17 protein-coding genes and 1 tRNA gene are annotated in these 15,554 nt (G+C 57.7%); 10 read left to right on the top strand and 8 right to left on the bottom strand.

Annotated elements, in window-relative coordinates; all coding sequences use genetic code 11:
* Positions 1-57 precede the first annotated feature (57 nt).
* The gene (locus tag C8N31_RS16965; protein WP_081785621.1) at positions 58-333 is read right to left on the bottom strand and encodes a hypothetical protein; all 276 of its coding nucleotides are present in this window, start codon (positions 331-333) and stop codon (positions 58-60) included.
* 971 nt (positions 334-1,304) lie between these two features.
* Between C8N31_RS16965 and C8N31_RS20435 the strand changes: the two genes are divergently transcribed.
* The 3 genes from C8N31_RS20435 to C8N31_RS16950 are packed head-to-tail and all read left to right on the top strand — an operon-like array spanning position 1,305 to position 2,774.
* Positions 1,305-1,523 carry a hypothetical protein gene (locus tag C8N31_RS20435; RefSeq protein WP_156026852.1) on the top strand — a complete coding sequence of 73 codons (219 nt, stop codon included), beginning with the start codon at positions 1,305-1,307 and terminating at the stop codon, positions 1,521-1,523.
* Entirely contained in the window at positions 1,510-2,517 is a 1,008-nt protein-coding gene (locus C8N31_RS16955; RefSeq protein WP_025046671.1) for a tyrosine-type recombinase/integrase, read from the top strand. The genes C8N31_RS20435 and C8N31_RS16955 overlap by 14 nt, the downstream gene beginning before the upstream one ends.
* 53 nt (positions 2,518-2,570) lie before the next feature.
* Positions 2,571-2,774 carry a hypothetical protein gene (locus C8N31_RS16950; RefSeq protein WP_025046672.1) on the top strand — a complete coding sequence of 68 codons (204 nt, stop codon included), beginning with the start codon at positions 2,571-2,573 and terminating at the stop codon, positions 2,772-2,774.
* Positions 2,775-2,905: 131 nt separating this feature from the next.
* On the opposite strand, the gene C8N31_RS16945 is transcribed toward C8N31_RS16950, so the two are convergent.
* Positions 2,906-2,979, bottom strand: a tRNA-Cys gene (locus C8N31_RS16945).
* A 141-nt stretch (positions 2,980-3,120) separates the two neighbouring features.
* Between C8N31_RS16945 and C8N31_RS16940 the strand changes: the two genes are divergently transcribed.
* The 3 genes from C8N31_RS16940 (at position 3,121) to C8N31_RS16930 (ending at position 6,394) form a co-directional block, all read left to right on the top strand.
* Positions 3,121-3,774, top strand: coding sequence for a protein-L-isoaspartate O-methyltransferase family protein (locus C8N31_RS16940; RefSeq protein ID WP_025046673.1), 654 nt, complete (start codon positions 3,121-3,123; stop codon positions 3,772-3,774).
* Positions 3,775-3,828: 54 nt separating this feature from the next.
* Positions 3,829-5,253 (top strand): TolC family outer membrane protein, encoded by a 1,425-nt coding sequence (locus C8N31_RS16935; protein ID WP_025046674.1) that lies wholly within the window; start codon positions 3,829-3,831, stop codon positions 5,251-5,253.
* 73 nt (positions 5,254-5,326) lie between these two features.
* Positions 5,327-6,394, top strand: coding sequence for a hypothetical protein (locus tag C8N31_RS16930; protein WP_025046675.1), 1,068 nt, complete (start codon positions 5,327-5,329; stop codon positions 6,392-6,394).
* A gap of 5 nt (positions 6,395-6,399) precedes the next feature.
* On the opposite strand, the gene C8N31_RS16925 is transcribed toward C8N31_RS16930, so the two are convergent.
* On the bottom strand, positions 6,400-7,863 hold the full coding sequence (locus tag C8N31_RS16925; protein WP_025046676.1) for a cobyric acid synthase: 1,464 nt from the start codon (positions 7,861-7,863) through the stop codon (positions 6,400-6,402).
* A 167-nt stretch (positions 7,864-8,030) separates the two neighbouring features.
* Positions 8,031-8,351: a DUF6280 family protein gene (locus tag C8N31_RS16920; protein WP_011567985.1), complete on the bottom strand. Its 321-nt coding sequence runs from the start codon at positions 8,349-8,351 to the stop codon at positions 8,031-8,033.
* A gap of 219 nt (positions 8,352-8,570) precedes the next feature.
* Here C8N31_RS16920 and efp point away from each other — a divergent pair, with 219 nt between their 5' ends.
* Positions 8,571-9,134 (top strand): elongation factor P, encoded by a 564-nt coding sequence (gene efp / locus C8N31_RS16915; protein ID WP_025046677.1) that lies wholly within the window; start codon positions 8,571-8,573, stop codon positions 9,132-9,134.
* Positions 9,135-9,208: 74 nt separating this feature from the next.
* On the opposite strand, the gene ygfZ is transcribed toward efp, so the two are convergent.
* Positions 9,209-9,958, bottom strand: a complete 750-nt coding sequence (ygfZ, locus tag C8N31_RS16910; RefSeq protein WP_025046678.1) for a CAF17-like 4Fe-4S cluster assembly/insertion protein YgfZ — start codon at positions 9,956-9,958, stop codon at positions 9,209-9,211.
* A gap of 64 nt (positions 9,959-10,022) precedes the next feature.
* Between ygfZ and C8N31_RS16905 the strand changes: the two genes are divergently transcribed.
* Positions 10,023-10,703 carry a TIGR04283 family arsenosugar biosynthesis glycosyltransferase gene (locus C8N31_RS16905; RefSeq protein ID WP_025046679.1) on the top strand — a complete coding sequence of 227 codons (681 nt, stop codon included), beginning with the start codon at positions 10,023-10,025 and terminating at the stop codon, positions 10,701-10,703.
* 4 nt (positions 10,704-10,707) lie between these two features.
* Here the strand turns inward: C8N31_RS16905 and C8N31_RS16900 are convergent, their stop codons facing one another.
* On the bottom strand, positions 10,708-12,570 hold the full coding sequence (locus C8N31_RS16900) for an ABC transporter ATP-binding protein (protein WP_025046680.1): 1,863 nt from the start codon (positions 12,568-12,570) through the stop codon (positions 10,708-10,710).
* Between the two features lie 134 nt (positions 12,571-12,704).
* On the opposite strand from C8N31_RS16900, the gene C8N31_RS16895 reads away from it, so the two are divergent.
* Positions 12,705-13,916 carry a pyridoxal-phosphate-dependent aminotransferase family protein gene (locus C8N31_RS16895; RefSeq protein WP_025046681.1) on the top strand — a complete coding sequence of 404 codons (1,212 nt, stop codon included), beginning with the start codon at positions 12,705-12,707 and terminating at the stop codon, positions 13,914-13,916.
* 12 nt (positions 13,917-13,928) lie between these two features.
* Here the strand turns inward: C8N31_RS16895 and C8N31_RS16890 are convergent, their stop codons facing one another.
* Both C8N31_RS16890 and C8N31_RS16885 read right to left on the bottom strand, forming a co-directional pair.
* Positions 13,929-14,111 (bottom strand): hypothetical protein, encoded by a 183-nt coding sequence (locus tag C8N31_RS16890; RefSeq protein ID WP_025046682.1) that lies wholly within the window; start codon positions 14,109-14,111, stop codon positions 13,929-13,931.
* A 51-nt stretch (positions 14,112-14,162) separates the two neighbouring features.
* A complete protein-coding gene (locus tag C8N31_RS16885) occupies positions 14,163-15,266 on the bottom strand; it encodes a pyridoxal phosphate-dependent aminotransferase (RefSeq protein WP_025046683.1) in 1,104 nt (367 codons plus the stop codon).
* A gap of 97 nt (positions 15,267-15,363) precedes the next feature.
* Between C8N31_RS16885 and C8N31_RS16880 the strand changes: the two genes are divergently transcribed.
* Positions 15,364-15,528: a hypothetical protein gene (locus C8N31_RS16880; protein WP_025046684.1), complete on the top strand. Its 165-nt coding sequence runs from the start codon at positions 15,364-15,366 to the stop codon at positions 15,526-15,528.
* Positions 15,529-15,554: the final 26 nt, after the last annotated feature.

The following is a 15,554-nucleotide window of genomic DNA, read 5'->3' as shown; positions in this document are numbered from 1 at the left end:
TTTGCTCTTCACTGAAACGGCTTCTCTTCATCGTCTGTCTCCTTGTTGGAGAACAGGCTAACTCAAAACACCGGACGTTTCAGGGGAGCAGGTCATACCGTCCAAAGCACCGTAATAGGCTTTGCGCATAAGAGTGCTTTTACCACACCCTCGTGGACCGATCAGAAGCTTCGCGCCACCGCCAACAAGTTTCTTGACTATGCTGGCTTCGCGAGGATGCTCAGCTGCAAGCAGAAGAAACCTGTCGCGACCAATATATTCGGCTTGTTCGATGAAGTTCTCTTCGAATGGCAACTCATCGTTCGCTTCGTCTTTGAATAGTAGTGATGACATGACAGATGTTTCCTGTAGTTTTTAGATCCAGCTACATTTGAGTCCTCTAACACTCTTACATGTCACCAGCGGCTTCATATCTATGCTTTTTGGCATACTGTCACTAAATTGCAGAGCTTTGACAAGGTCGCGGGGGGCCTTACCGCTTAGCGCCGCTACTTGCTCTAAGCTGTTAAAGTTGCTTTTCGGATAAAACCCAGTAGCTGGCCCACACTCTTCATCTGAATTTCCAAGCTCAGATCCATAGCGCAAACCTCCCGTCGATGTCGCCCTGTCTTGGATGATCAAACTACGAAGGTCTGCTTTCGTTCCCAGGTTAGTCAAAATACTGGTATGCAGCGAAGGTCAGCTCTCCGCCCATAGTCTCATGTCAGGATATTAAAAGTAGAACTCCTCGAGCTACCCATCTAACGTGTCTTTGTGGCAAATGCACGATTGTAAGGTATTTTTTTGTTCGCGGAGATCAACTGAGGGGCAGTTAGATCGGGTGGGGCCTGCCAGGTACCTAGATCGAGCCTTACAGAACGCTCATCGGCCTCTTGGACGCGCAGTCGGCCTCAAATGCAGCCAGAAACCCTTGCTAACGTTCGGAACACTAGCCAATCGCCCTCGGAGACATAAGTATCGGAGAGGGTGATGGGCGGCGCCAAAACACCTTCCCCCCTTGTTCCAGTATACACCTAGCGACACAATTCTCTCTAATTCCAACCTTCAACGCGTAAGGTTTCGTGGCCACATTTGCCGTTGCCCAGCGGCGGCCAGCGCCTGAAGTCAAGTTTCTTTTCGAGGGAACGCCTCAAGCAGACGTAAAAGTGCTATAAATGCCGCAGAGCCCTGTATGCGCCTAGAGACACAATTTCTCCTCCTGAGCGGAAAAGTGTTTTCGTTTGTTGCGATGAATTTTCGCCCTGTCTAGACTCCAAGTATCAGAACAGTTTGCATGGTCTCAATTAGCCCATTCACCCGATAGAGTGCGCAAAGCTGTTCCAAATATGGCTACTATTCTAGGTAAGAAAATGTCGACGAAGAACATTGAAAAGAAGGCACTAGGGCTCCTCAACGCATTCGAGAATGCTGGGAAGTTGGTTAGTTGTGTCGCTATAGATGGTCGGAAAATTGAGATATTTCTAACGAAGAAAAGTGATGCCGATGAATATGCGGGGATAGACATGCGCCATGGCAAAACGTGAGTTACCAAAACATATCTACAGACAAAGGAACGGGCTGTATTTTCAGCGACGCGGCTGGCCATCTCAGAAGTTAGTAACAGAGTTTGGCACACCAGAATTTTGGAAAGAGTATTCGGACATTTTGTCTGGCAATGAAGCGCCAAAGCGGGTCACCTCACGCAACTTCTCCTCACTAATTTCCCAATATCGTAAGTCTCCTCGCTACAAGAACCTCAAGCCGCGAACTGCGCTGGATTACGATAAATATCTAGATTTTTTCGAAAAAATCATGGGGACTGCGAACCCCTCGAATATGAAACGGAAAGACGCCATCCGGCTTCGGGACGCGAATGCACAGAAACCCTATTTCGCGAATTACTCCGTCCGTGTTCTGCGCATACTAATGGAACATTGCGTTGACTTGGGGTGGCGCGAGACCAATCCGGTCAAGGGGGTTCCTGAACTGAAAATCCAAAAGACTGAACGTGAGCCTTGGCCGCTTGAACTCCTTTTGGCCTATCGCGTTGTTTGTGCGCATGGAACCAGGGAACGTCTTGTAATGGAGCTGTGCTTAGGTACTGGCCAAAGAATTGGTGATGTTCTCGAAATGCGATGGTCTGACATTCAGGACGGCGCTGTTTTCGTGCGTCAGAACAAAACAGATAAGGAACTCTGGGTTCCGATCCTACCTGAACTTCAAGCGACCCTTGACGCTGCTAGCCGCCATTCGATCTTCATCCTCACCAATGAGCGGGGGACCAACCGTTGGTCTTACCGTGGGGCCTCAGCTGCGGTCCGGAAGGTCAGGGACCAGATCGGAGCGTTGGCCTACGATATCCATAGTTGGCGCTACAACGCCGCCTGCGAGTTGGTTGAAGCTGGATGCAGCGATGATCTGGTCGCGGCGGTGACAGGCCAAAGTCCAGCGATGGTCCTTCACTACACAAAGAAGGTACGCCAACGGATCAGGGCTCAGCAAGCTCAGCAAAAGCGAACAGAGCGCAGCAACAACTAATTTCTACCGAACTATCAGAGAGGTGGCCGGTTTAGTTGTTTCTGGGAGGACCAATGGAAGACATCGTTTCTTTAGTACTCACCCTGCTTTTGACCGTCTTCGTTGTCTATCTTGTGCTGTGGTTCTGCATCCTGCTGCCCGCAAGCATGGCGAAACGCAGGGGCCGCAGCCAAGTTATTAGGGTGCTGGTGTCCGTGCTCATCACACCATTCTTAGCGATCTTCCTTCTTTGGGCGTTCGGAGACGCAAAGGCTTAAGGCTCTTCGGCACATATCTGTACCGCGCGTCACAGCCCAAGACAGAACAGAACAAAAACAGAATGTTTAGACATTTGTTTAGACTCGCATAAGCGAGTTTCGCAAAAATCATCTAAGTGGTTGATTTTAAATGGAGGCGAGTACCGGAATCGAACCGGTGTACACGGATTTGCAATCCGCTGCGTAACCACTCCGCCAACTCGCCGCCTGTGGTATCGGCACTGCTAACGGATCATTTCGGCGGCTGCAAGATGCGACTTGCGGGAAAGTGCATGCTAGCCGTTGCTGATAGCCCCGCGATGTGGCACATCTGTTTCAGAAGAATCTGAACGTATGAGTTTAGCTGATGAGTGATTTCACTGCCCGCCGCACAATGATGGTCGATACACAGGTCCGTCCGTCTGATGTGACCAAATTTCCAATCATTGACGCCATGCTAACGGTGCCGCGCGAGGACTTTGTGCCAGCGGCCCGGCGCGAGGCGGCCTATCTCGGCGAAAACCTCGATTTGGGGCAGGGGCGTGTCTTGCTGGAGCCGCGCACTTTGGCCAAAATGCTGGATGCGTTGGCGATTGTGAACACCGAAATGGTGCTCGATCTGGGGTGCGGCATGGGATATTCTGCCGCCGTGATCGCCCATATGGCGGAGGCGGTTGTTGCCGTCGAAGAGGACGAAGCCATGGCCGCCGAAGCGCAAGAAGCTTTGACCGCGGCTGGGGCGGACAATGTGATTATGCACACCGGCCCCATTGCCGAAGGTGTGGCGCAGCATGGGCCATATGATGTGATCGTGGTTGAAGGCGGCGTTGCGGCTTTGCCGGATGCGATTTTGGGGCAACTCAAGGACGGTGGCCGAATTGCCTGTCTCTTTATGGAGGGGCAGCTGGGCGAGGTTCGGATTGGTTACAAGCGCGGTGATCAGGTGAGCTGGCGGATGGCCTTCAACGCAGCGGCACCAGTGTTGCCGGGTTTTGAAAAAGCGGCTGAATTTCAGCTTTGACGTGCGGACATCTTTGCGATGTCATTTGTATTGAATTGGTGAGAGGCGTTCGAGATGCGGTCTGCAAGAACATCGTTTAAATCGCGGTTGCTGGGCGGAGTGCTGGCGGTTGCCGCTGGCCTGTCTTTGCCCCAGGCCATGTCTGCCGAAACTCTCGCGGATGCGCTGGTTGGTGCCTACAATCATTCGGGCTTGCTGGAACAAAACCGCGCTTTGCTGCGCGCCGCTGACGAAGATGTGGCGATTGCCGGATCGGCGCTGAAACCGGTTGTGCGCTGGACCGCAGCGGCGACCCAAAGCTTTGGACGGGTGCGGACGGCGGCGACCGGGGTCGCGGTTGCAAATGATGACCTGACCGCGTCATTGAGTCTTGTGGCAGAGATGCTGATCTATGACGCCGGTGCCCGGAAATTCCGGGTTGAGGCGACAAAAGAAACGGTTCTGGCGACCCGCGATGCGCTGGTGAACGTGGAACAGCAGGTACTGTTGCGGGCCATTTCAGCCTATATGGGCGTGCTGGAAGCCTCTGAATTTGTGGCCCTTCGCACCAACAACGTTCGCCTTTTGACCCAGGAATTGCGGGCCGCCCGCGACCGGTTTGAAGTGGGCGAAGTGACGCGCACCGATGTGGCGCTTGCCGAGGCCCAGTTGGCGCAGGCCCGCAGCGGTTTGGCGGGCGCGCAGGGGGATCGGCTTCGGGCGATTGAGGAATATCGCAACGCGGTCGGCCGCAAACCCGGCCAGTTGCGCGCAGCACCGCCATTGCCTGCCATCGGACAAAGCGTTGATGCAGCCAAAGCCTTGGCTGTGCGTGTGCATCCGCTGCTTTTGTCGGCGCAGCATCAGGTGGCCGCCGCAGATCTGCTTACCCGTGCAGCTGAATCCGATATGTCGCCTCAGGTCACTGTGAACGGCCGGTTCGGCCTGACAGAAAACCTCAGTTCAAGCGACTTCAACCACAGTGGGTCCGTCGGCATTGAACTGGGACAAACGATTTATCAAGGGGGCCGCTTGTCCGCAGGCGTACGCCAGAACCAAGCGCGGAGTGACGCGCAGCGGGCCAACCTGCACACCGTGCGTCATGACGTGCAGCAATCCGTTGGCAATGCCTATGCCAACCTTGCCTCGGCCCGCGCACAATTGTCGGCATCCGAACGCCAGATCCGCGCCGCCAGCATCGCCTTCCGCGGCATCCGCGAAGAGGCAGCCTTGGGCGCACGGACGACGCTGGATGTTCTGGATGCGGAACAATCTTTGCTGGACGCGCAGTCCCTGCAGGTTTCGGCCCGTGCCAACCTTTATGTTGCGGCCTATACATTGTTGTCTGCGACGGGGCGTTTGACGGTCAAAGACCTCAAGCTTCCGGTGCAGACATATGATCCTGCGGCCTATTATAACTTGGTCAAAGACAGCCCTGCCAAACGCTCCAAACAGGGCAAACAGTTGGATAAGGCGCTCAAAGGTATCCTTAAAAACTGACCAATTGTAACCAACCATTGTGAGAATCCGGTGTTCGCGTTAAACTGGCGAGCGAGGAAAGAGTGGTAATGATATGTCCGACCCCGTCACAAATGCCGAGGTAGAAGATGTTTTGTCTTCGATCCGGCGTCTGGTCTCAGAAGACAAGCGCCCGATGCAGGCCTTCAAAGAACCTGAGCCGCAGGCCGCTGCACCCAGTGATCGCCTGGTGTTGACCCCCGCCTTGCGGGTGGCGGATGCACCGGCAGCAGAAGAAGGCGCAGACACTCCTGATGCGCCGCAATCGGCGGATGATTTTGCCCGGGACGTCCAACAGATGACCGCCGCAGCTGAGCCAGCCCATGCAGAAGTAGAAGTCTCTGATGCAGGCAATGGCGGCGAGACGGTCGAAGCGGACCTGCACAAATTGTTCGAAGATGAAGCCTCAAGCGAAGAGCAGACCGCACCGGATCAGGACTATTCGGATGATCCTTACGGCTTTGCTGATGATGAGGATGCTGATGGTGCAGAGGATGAACAATCCTGGCTGCGCCGCGCCCCCGAGGACGAGGAAGCCCAGGACGGGGAAGACGCCCCTGTCGGCACCGCCTCCTTGACCGCCAAGATCGAAGCGCTGGAAACGGCGATTGGCAATATTTCCGACACTTGGGAGCCTGACGCACCGGGCGAGGATGAATATTCCGGCACAGATGCGCCTGCGATGTCCTGGGAGGACGAGGCCAACGACCAGCCAGAGCCCGCCCAGCAGGAAGAGGCATCGCAGGACGCCGAAAGCGATGCCCTTGCCGTGATGGAAGACAGCACCGACGAGGATGAAGACGAAGATACCTCACCCGGTATTTTTGCCTCAACGCGCCATCACGCGGCGGATGCCACTGAAATACTGGAAGAATCCGCACCTGAAGCAGACGTAATGCTGACCCCGCCACCAATGGCGAACGTGTCCAGCGCGGCGGATGAGGGTGATTTTGAATACGAACAGGATGATCAGGTCATCGACGAAGAGGCGCTGCGCGATTTGGTCTCTGAGATTGTCCGGTCTGAACTACAGGGCGCATTGGGTGAACGGATCACCCGCAATGTCCGCAAATTGGTCCGCCGCGAAATTCACCGCGCATTGACCGCACAGGAAATGGAATAACGGCGCTAAGCCGTTATTTCGCCTGCACAATTCAACAACAGGTCAACATCCATATAACGTTCGACATGGTCGGCCAGCGCATCCAGCGCGGCCTCTACGCCGGTCTCAAACACGACGGATGATGTTCCACCCAGCCCCGCCAGAAACACAGCGCGGAAGGCGTCAGAGCTGAAGATCCCATGCATATAGCAGCCCCGCACACGGCCATCGAGACTGGCCGCGCCTTCGGGCCGGCCGTCAAAATCAAGCCATGCGCGTTCAGTGTCCGGGCCGGATGTTTCGCCGATGTGGATCTCATAACCGTCCAAGTGCGCGCCGCTTTCGCAGTGCGTACCCGATTTGAGCGACAAATGCTTGATCGGGGCCATTTCTGTCTCGATGTCCAGATGCCCGAGGCCAGCAACCTCTGACGGATCGCCCTCAATGCCGTGTGGATCAGCAATGCGCTGGCCCAACATCTGATAGCCGCCACACAGGCCCAGCACATGCCCGCCGCGCCGGATATGGGCAGCCAGATCAATATCCCAGCCCTCGGCGCGGAAGGCCGCCAGGTCGGCGATGGTTGCCTTGCTGCCGACCATCAAGACCAGATCCGCATCCGCGGGCAGGGGGCTACCCGGCATGATCATCCGCAGATCTACACCGGGTTCAGCGGCGAGCGGATCAAGATCGTCAAAGTTGGAAATGCGCGGCAGACGCGGCACTGCAATCACAATGCCATCACCGCTGGATCTCGCCCGCGCGGGCAGGTCCATCACATCCTCGGCTGGCAGGCGGTGCGCCTGATCAAACCACGGGATCACCCCAAGCGAGGGCCAGCCAGTGCGCCGGGCGATGTCATCCCGCCCCGCATCAAAGAGGCTGCGATCCCCACGAAATTTGTTGACGGCAAAGCCGCGCACCAAGGCGTTGTCTTCGGCCTCTAGCACCGCTTGCGTGCCGACGATCTGGGCGATCACACCGCCCCGGTCGATATCGCCCATCAAGATCACCGGGACATGCGCGGCGCGGGCAAAACCCATATTGGCAATGTCGCCGGCCCTCAGATTGGTCTCGGCCGGGCTTCCGGCCCCTTCGACGATGATCAAATCGCATCCCTCGGCCAGACGATGAAAGGACTGCAACACCGCTGGCATCAGCGCGTTCTTGTTCTTGCCAAAGGCGGCGGCCTCCTGATGGCCCGCGATCTGGCCTTGAACAATCACCTGTGCCCCTGTGGCGGTCTGCGGTTTGAGCAGGATCGGGTTCATATCCGTGTGGGGCGCAACGCCAGCCGCGCGGGCCTGCAAGGCCTGCGCCCGGCCAATCTCGCCGCCATCCTCGGTTACGGCGGCGTTGTTGGACATGTTCTGCGGCTTGAAGGGGCGCACGACAATCCCCCGCCGGGTGCAGGCGCGGATCAGCCCTGCAACAATCATGGATTTGCCGACATTGCTGCCGGTGCCTTGAATCATGATGGCTTTGGTCATGGGGGGCCTTTGTCCGTTTGACCGCAAAATGGCGCAATTCGGACAGGGGCGAAAGCACTTTGGCGACCAACAGGCCGGAAAGAACGGCGCGGCGGGTGCAGCATTGCTCAAAAACAAAAGACGCAGCCCGAAGGCTACGTCTTTTTGTCAGTTCTATGATTGGATGCTTAGGCCGCTTCGGCCTGTTGTGCGGCATTGCGACGCTCAGATTCTTCGCGCGACAGCGCAACGGAGGTCCGAACACCCTTGCCAACAAAATCCATCAGGCCTTCCACAACACGTTCGTTGGGGTCGATACCTGCACAGCTCAATACTTCACGGCCATCGCGCGAACGCGCCCAGCGTGCAATCTGCTCGGGGCCATTGCCATATTTCTTGTCGTCAGCAATAGCGTCGTCCAGTGCAGCCAGTACCACAGCTGCGAAAAGTTTACGGGCACGGTTGCCTTGTTCGTTATTGAAAGCGGTGCCATCAACGAAATCTTTCATCTCGTCGTCCTTTCCATTATTCTTGCTCTTGTCATTTCGGCGTGAAGCCTCTTATGACGGATATCGCGCGATTCGGATACCAATTTATTGCATAACTCCTATGCATTTGATGCATATCTCCCCGATATGGGCACGAGATATCGTTGCCTTGCAGGGGGCGCACCTCCCAGATATAGAGCTGATCATCATTCTATCAACCTTTTGCCTTGGTTTGGACACATGCCTAAAATTAACGGAAATGAGATTCGCCCCGGTAACGTGCTGGAGCATAACGGCGGCCTTTGGGCTGCTGTGAAAGTCGATCACGTCAAGCCCGGCAAGGGCGGCGCGTTTGCCCAGGTCGAGATGCGCAACTTGCGCAACGGCTCAAAACTCAACGAACGTTTCCGGTCTGCGGACAAGGTTGAGAAAGTGCGCCTTGAACAAAAAGATCAGCAATTTCTCTATGAAGACAGTGGGATGCTGGTTCTGATGGACACCAACACCTATGAACAAGTGCAGCTTCCGGCCGAGCTTTTGGGTGATCGTCGCCCCTTCCTTCAGGACGGGATGATGGTGGTTGTGGAGTATCACGAGGACGAGGCGCTGAATGCGTCCCTCCCGCAAAAGGTGGTCTGCAAGATCGTCGAGACGGAGCCTGTCGTCAAAGGCCAGACCGCAGCGAACTCATTCAAACCCGCGACATTGGACAACGGCGTGCGCGTCAGCGTGCCGCCGTTTGTGGGACAGGACGAAGATATCGTGGTGAATACAGAAACCATGGAATACGTCGAACGCGCCTGATATCGCCTTTGGGTGACGTGGCGTCATAGCTAGGTCAACTTACAAAGCCCCGGTCGATCCGGGGCTTTTTTGTATCAATCTGCCGGTTTTTGATCCCATTGCACCGCAGCATCACCGGCCTGCATCGGACCTTTGGCGCGGTCAAAGCGCAGATAGGCGATGGCGCGGCCACCTGATTGGGTAAAGAGCGTTCCCGCCGGTTTCTCGCCCGCAAGTATCTCACTGCCCTCTGGCGCTGTGCCTTCAATGGCAACTGTGGCGAGCCCTTTGCGCAGTTCGGTCTTGTGTTTCATTCGCGCGGTGACCTCTTGGCCCACGTAACACCCTTTGCGGAAATCCACGCCGTTCAGCCGCTCAAATTCGGCCTCAAGGATGAATGTATCCGGTGTCAGTTCCACTCCGGTCTCCGGGACCAGATGTGTGACGCGCAGCGCATCCCAATCAATGCCGCTGTCCGGTTGCGGTGCATCGCGGTAGGCCCGCCAGCCAAGGGCTGGATGGCGCGGGTCTGCATAACCGTCCGCAGGCACATCGCCCACACCGCGATGTAGATGCAGATCGGTCTGTTCAATCGCGACCTTGGCCCGCAATTTATACATGCCCAACCGTTGAGCCAGCATATCGCCAAGCGGCTCTGCCACGTCAAGCAACACGCCATCGCCATCGCGTGCCAAAAAGAAATCCGCCATGTATTTGCCCTGCGGCGTCAATAGCGCGGCGTAAACCCCGCCGTCCTTTAGCTTGGCAATGTCATTGGTGATGAGCCCTTGCAGGAAATCTGTTGTGTCATCGCCTGTCAGGCGCAGAATGCGGCGCGTGGTCATGGGTGTGTCCTTTGGCATTTTGCCATGACATATAGTCTGCAACGTTCCATCAAAAGAGCCAATGATGCCCGCCCCCATTTCCGTGATCATCCCGACATTAAACGCCGAAGCGGTTTTGCCCCGCTGTCTGGAAAGCCTGATGGAGGGCTTGGAGGCCGGGTTGATCCGCGAATTGGTGATCAGCGATGGTGGATCAACAGATGCAACCGGCGCCTTGGCGCAGGCTTGGGGCGCCGAGGTGGTGCAGGGGGGCGCATCGCGCGGAGGGCAACTGCGGCGGGGCTGTGCAGCCGCCAGGGGCGATTGGTTGCTGGTGCTGCACGCCGACAGCCGTCTGTCACCCGGCTGGGCCGACGTGGCCGCAAGGGCGCTTGCGCAGGCCGATCAGGCCTATTGGTTCCAGCTGCGGTTTGATCAGGGCGGACTGCCCGGGCGGATCGTGGCCGGATGGGCCAACCTGCGCAGCCGGATGGGATTGCCCTACGGGGATCAAGGTTTGCTCATTTCCAAAACGCTTTATGAGGCGCATGGCGGCTATCAGAACATTCCGTTGATGGAAGACGTTGCATTGGCGCGGGCCTTGAAAGGGCAACTTTGCGGATTGGAGGCGCAGGTCATTACCAGCGCCGAAAAATACCGCCGTCAGGGATGGCTGCGCCGGGGCGGGCGCAATCTGTGGACCTTGCTGCGCTACTTTGCCGGGGTTGATCCCGAAACGCTTGCAGCAGCCTACCGCCAAAAATAGCCGTTCATCCGCTGCCAAACAGACGCTGACCCAGCCGTTGAAACAGTCCCGGCTTGCTGGGCTTGGTTGCGCGGTCCTTGGCGCTGAGGGCGCGTAGACCTTCGGCGTCACTGATGGTTTTGCCATCCTGAAATTGCAGGCGATAGAGATCGGCATAGATCCCGCCCCGCGACAACAGCTCATCATGGGTGCCTTCGTCCGTCACACGGCCCCGATCCATCACGACAATCTTGTCGGCGCTGCGGATTGTAGCAAGACGATGAGCGATCACGATCGTGGTGCGCCCTTTGGACAAACGGTCCAGCGCATCCTGCACAACCTGTTCGGATTGCGCATCCAACGCCGAGGTTGCCTCATCCAGCAGCAGAACAGGTGTATCGCGCAGCAGCGCCCGCGCAATCACAACCCGCTGGCGTTGACCGCCCGACAGGGCCGACCCACGCGGCCCGACCAGTGTATCAAGGCCCTTTTCCAGCTTGGGCAGGAAATCGGCCACATGGGCGGCTTTTAACACTTCTTGCAGCCGTGCCTCGGTGACATCGGTGCGGCCCAGCACGATATTCTCGCGCAGGGTTTCATCAAACAGGAGCGCCTCTTGCGTCACCACAGAGAACAGCCCGCGCAGGTCGGTCATCTTCATCTGATCCACAGCAACGCCGCCGATGCTGACACTGCCGTTTTGCGGATCAATCAATCGGGTCAGCACATTGAAAATGGTGGATTTCCCTGCACCAGAGGCACCGACCAGCGCCGTGGTCTGCCCGGCCTTGGCTGTCAGGTTCAGCCGATCCAGCACCTTGGCCTCGCCATAGGACAGATCAACATCTTTCAGGACGATGTCGGTGTTTGTGGTCGGTGCCGCGACAGGGCTGGCCGGATCCTTGAGCCGCAGAGGCGCCTCCAGCAATTCGCGGATGCGTTCCAGCGCTGCTGCCGCAACCTGCCAAAGCCCGCTGATCCCGCCCAAACGGCGCAGCGGGCTAAAGGTAAAGCCCATGGCGGTGAAGAATGTCATGAACTGGCCAATGGTCTTGTCGCCCGAGATGATCTCGGACCCGCCATAGAGGATCACCGCCATAAACCCGACACCCGACATGATGTCGATCATCCCCGGAATGGCCGAATTGCCAAAGGCAGCGCGCACTTCGGTGCCAATGAATTTATCGGTCAAATCGCGATATTGCCGCGCTTGGTAGGATTCCAGCGCGTTCAGTTTGACCTGCACAATCCCGTGGAACACCTCGTCCAGACGGGTCGCCAGATTGGCGCCCAGATCCTTGGCTTCGCGCGAGCGGCGGCGCACAAACCGCTGCGCGGCGGCGGCAGGCAGCACCATCACCGGAATGCCGACACAGGCCAATAGGGCCCAAACCGGGTCAATAGATATCGCAACACCCAAAAGCACCATCAGCCCGATGAAATCGCGCCCCGCGCCGGTGATCACCGCCCGCCAGACATCCCCGACCGAATTCACATCCGATTGCACCCGCTGGATCAGGAAACCGGGGGGGTGCGATTGATGGAACGCGCCGTCCTGCTTCATCATCCGGTCGAGCAGATCAATGCGCATATCCGCCGCCGTGCGCTGCGCCACGCGGGTCAACAAAACCTTTTGCGATACACCTGCCACAGCTCGCAAAATGAAAATGCCGATCAACACCAGCCCAACCCAAAGTAGGGCGTCCTTTTCCCCGGCAACAAACACCTGATCGAACATCGGCTCCATCAGCCGCGCCAAAGCGCCCAGAGTACTGCCCTCGATAACCATAAAGAACGTGGCCAGCGCCATAAGGCCAATATGCTTTTTCAGATAGTTCTTCCAAAGCCAGCGCAGCAGATCACCGGACGTATAGGTTTGGTCATTCATCCCCGGTCGATCCTTTCGAAACCCTTTGGCCGTTGTACGTAACGCGGCCAAGCAGGGCAAGGGTCCGCCATCTGGTTGACGCGGCAAGCAAGCAGCCTAATGTGCGGTTGAAACTCAATAAATTCAGGGTCGCTATGGCACATTCCATCTCATTGGCGCAGGGGCGTCCTTATCTGGCCATCCCCGGCCCGTCGGTCATGCCGGACGCGGTCCTGACCGCTATGCACCGGCCCACACCCAACATCTATGCCGGTGAACTGGTCGAGATGATGCCGGGGTTGATGGAGGATCTGAAAAAGGTCGCCCGAACCAAACACCATGCTGCGATGTACATCGGCAATGGCCATGCAGGCTGGGAGGCGGCACTGTGCAATGTGATCACGCCGGGCGACAAAGTACTCGTGCCCGCAACCGGTCACTTTGGCATCAGTTGGGGCGAAATGGCCAAAGCCCTGGGCGCCGAGGTGGAATTGATAGACTTCGGCCGCAACTCTCCTATCCAGATGGACCGTATCGCAGAGATATTGGAGGCTGACAAAGCCCATGAAATCAAGGCGGTGCTGGGCGTTCATGTGGATACTTCAAGTTCCGTGCGCAATGATCTGGCTGCTTTGCGCGGGGTTTTGGATGCCGCAGGGCACCCCGCGTTGTTGATGGCTGATTGCATCGCGTCCATGGGCTGTGACCGTTTTGAGATGGATACATGGGGCGTCGATATCGCCGTCACCGCCAGCCAAAAGGGGCTGATGGTGCCGCCCGGTTTGGCTTTTGTGTTCTTCAACGATCGCGCGGCTGAGGCGCGGGCGCGGTTGCCCCGTGTCAGCCGCTATTGGGATTGGACCCAGCGTGCAAACGGGGTGGAGCTTTTTGAATACCATTGCGGCACCGCACCGACCCAACATCTGTATGGCCTGCGGGCGGCACTGGACATGATCCATGATGAAGGTATGGAACATATCTGGCAGCGCCACGCCGTGCTGGCCGAGGCGGTTTGGGCCGCTTGCGAGGCCTGGTCCGAAAAAGGCAGTTTTGCCATCAATATCGCCGACCGGTCGCATCGCAGCCATGCGGTGACCGCGCTGCGGCTTCAGTCCCCTCAGGCGACGGAGCTGCGCAACTGGGTGGAGCAAAACCTCGGTCTCACGCTTGGTATCGGGTTGGGCATGGCCGCGCCCGGAGATCCGGCCCGTGACGGGTTTTTTCGGCTGGGGCATATGGGCCATGTGAACGGACATATGATCATGGGCATGCTGGGCGGCATTGAGGCAGGGTTGTCCGCGCTGAACATCGAACGCGGGTCCGGTGCGCTGGACGCCGCGGCGGCAGTGATCGGCGGGGCTGTGTAAAAAGCGTTCGGATTAACTGCGAGCCGCATCAATGCGGCTGATCACCCGGTTGACGGCCCAGCCGGTCGCGGCAGCCGCCAACAATCCCCAAACCACCCAGATCGCCATGAGGATCCATGTCAGATTGATACCGAACATCACCACACAAGCGGTGGTGTAATTGGGGGCGGCGGGGCGGTCATTGGTATCGCGCATGAGGCATCCGTTGGCTGACTGCCAAGGACTATAGACCGCAAATCCCGCAGGTCAGGTGTTTTTTGCATCCTCAATCGCGGCGGGCAAGGCGGCGGCCAGCGCATCAAGCTGCGCATCAGTGCCGCAGCTGATCCGGATACAGCGGTTTTGCGGGGTCGCAAATGGCATACGCACAAAGATACCCCGCGCCACCAAACCATCCAGCACGGCCTTGGCGAAAGCCCCGTCGCGGCCGCAATCCACAGCCACAAAATTTGCGGCGGAGGGCAGCGGTGTCAGCCCGTTTTCGGCTGCGATCTGTCCGATCCGATCGCGCGCGCGCGATACCCGGTCCAGCGTTCGCGCCAGCCACTCCTGATCTTGCAATGCCGCCAATGCTCCGGCCTGTGCGGCGCGGTTCATACCAAAATGGTTGCGCACCTTGTGAAAGGCGGTGATCAACTCTGGCGCGGCGATGGCATACCCAACCCGCGCCCCGGCAAGGCCATAAGCTTTTGAAAAGGTGCGCATTCTGATCACCCGCGGATCATCCTTGGGCAGCGGCAGTTCCGTCCCCTCCGGCGCGCATTCCACATAGGCCTCGTCCAGCACAAATAGCGATCCCGCCGGCAAACCCTCCATCGCCTGGGCCAAAGTGGCACCGCTGTGCCATGTGCCCATCGGATTGTCCGGATTGGCCAGATACACCAGCTTGGCATCCACCTCTGCGGCCTTGGCAAACAGGGCGGAGGGGTCTTCGTGATCGTCCCGGTAAGGCACTTTGTGGATCGTGCCGCCAAAGCCTGCCACATGGTAGTTAAACGTTGGATAGGCGCCGTCTGAGGTCACCACCGCATCGCCTTGCCCGACAAACAACCGCACCAGATAGCCCAGTAGCCCGTCGATACCTTCACCCACGATAATGTGATCCATCGTCGTGCCATGATGGGCCGCCAAAGCACGGCGCAGCTCATAGCTTTCTGCATCGCCGTACATCCATTGCTCTGTCTCGGCCATCGCCTGAACCGCATTGGGCGAGGGGCCAAATACATTCTCATTCGCACCAATGCGCGCCACGAACGCACGGCCAACCTGCCGCTCATGGGTGTCAGGGCCAACAAATGGCACAGTGGCGGGCAGGGATTGGGCAAGCGGGGTCAAGCGATATCGGGTCATGCAAAGGTGATAGGCCCAGCCGGGGCAGGGGGCAAGGGTTGCAAATCTGCGGAGGATGCCTACATGAGAATCATTCGCAACAACGGGAGCGCCATCCATGGCAAACCTCACCAGACGCGGCTTTATCGCTGCAACCGTGGCCGCCGGTACCATTCGCAGCGTGCCAATGCTGGCCACCAAACCCGCTGCACGGCGGGTTCTGACACTGGTCTATGACAAGAGCCTCGGCATGATGCGGGCGATTGACCGGTTGGTTCCGTAAAAACCAGCGCTGCCGCCACGTTCTGC

This window comes from Sulfitobacter mediterraneus (assembly GCF_003054325.1).
In the GTDB taxonomy this organism is placed as follows: domain Bacteria; phylum Pseudomonadota; class Alphaproteobacteria; order Rhodobacterales; family Rhodobacteraceae; genus Sulfitobacter; species Sulfitobacter mediterraneus.
This window is presented reverse-complemented; position numbering and strand designations above follow the sequence as displayed.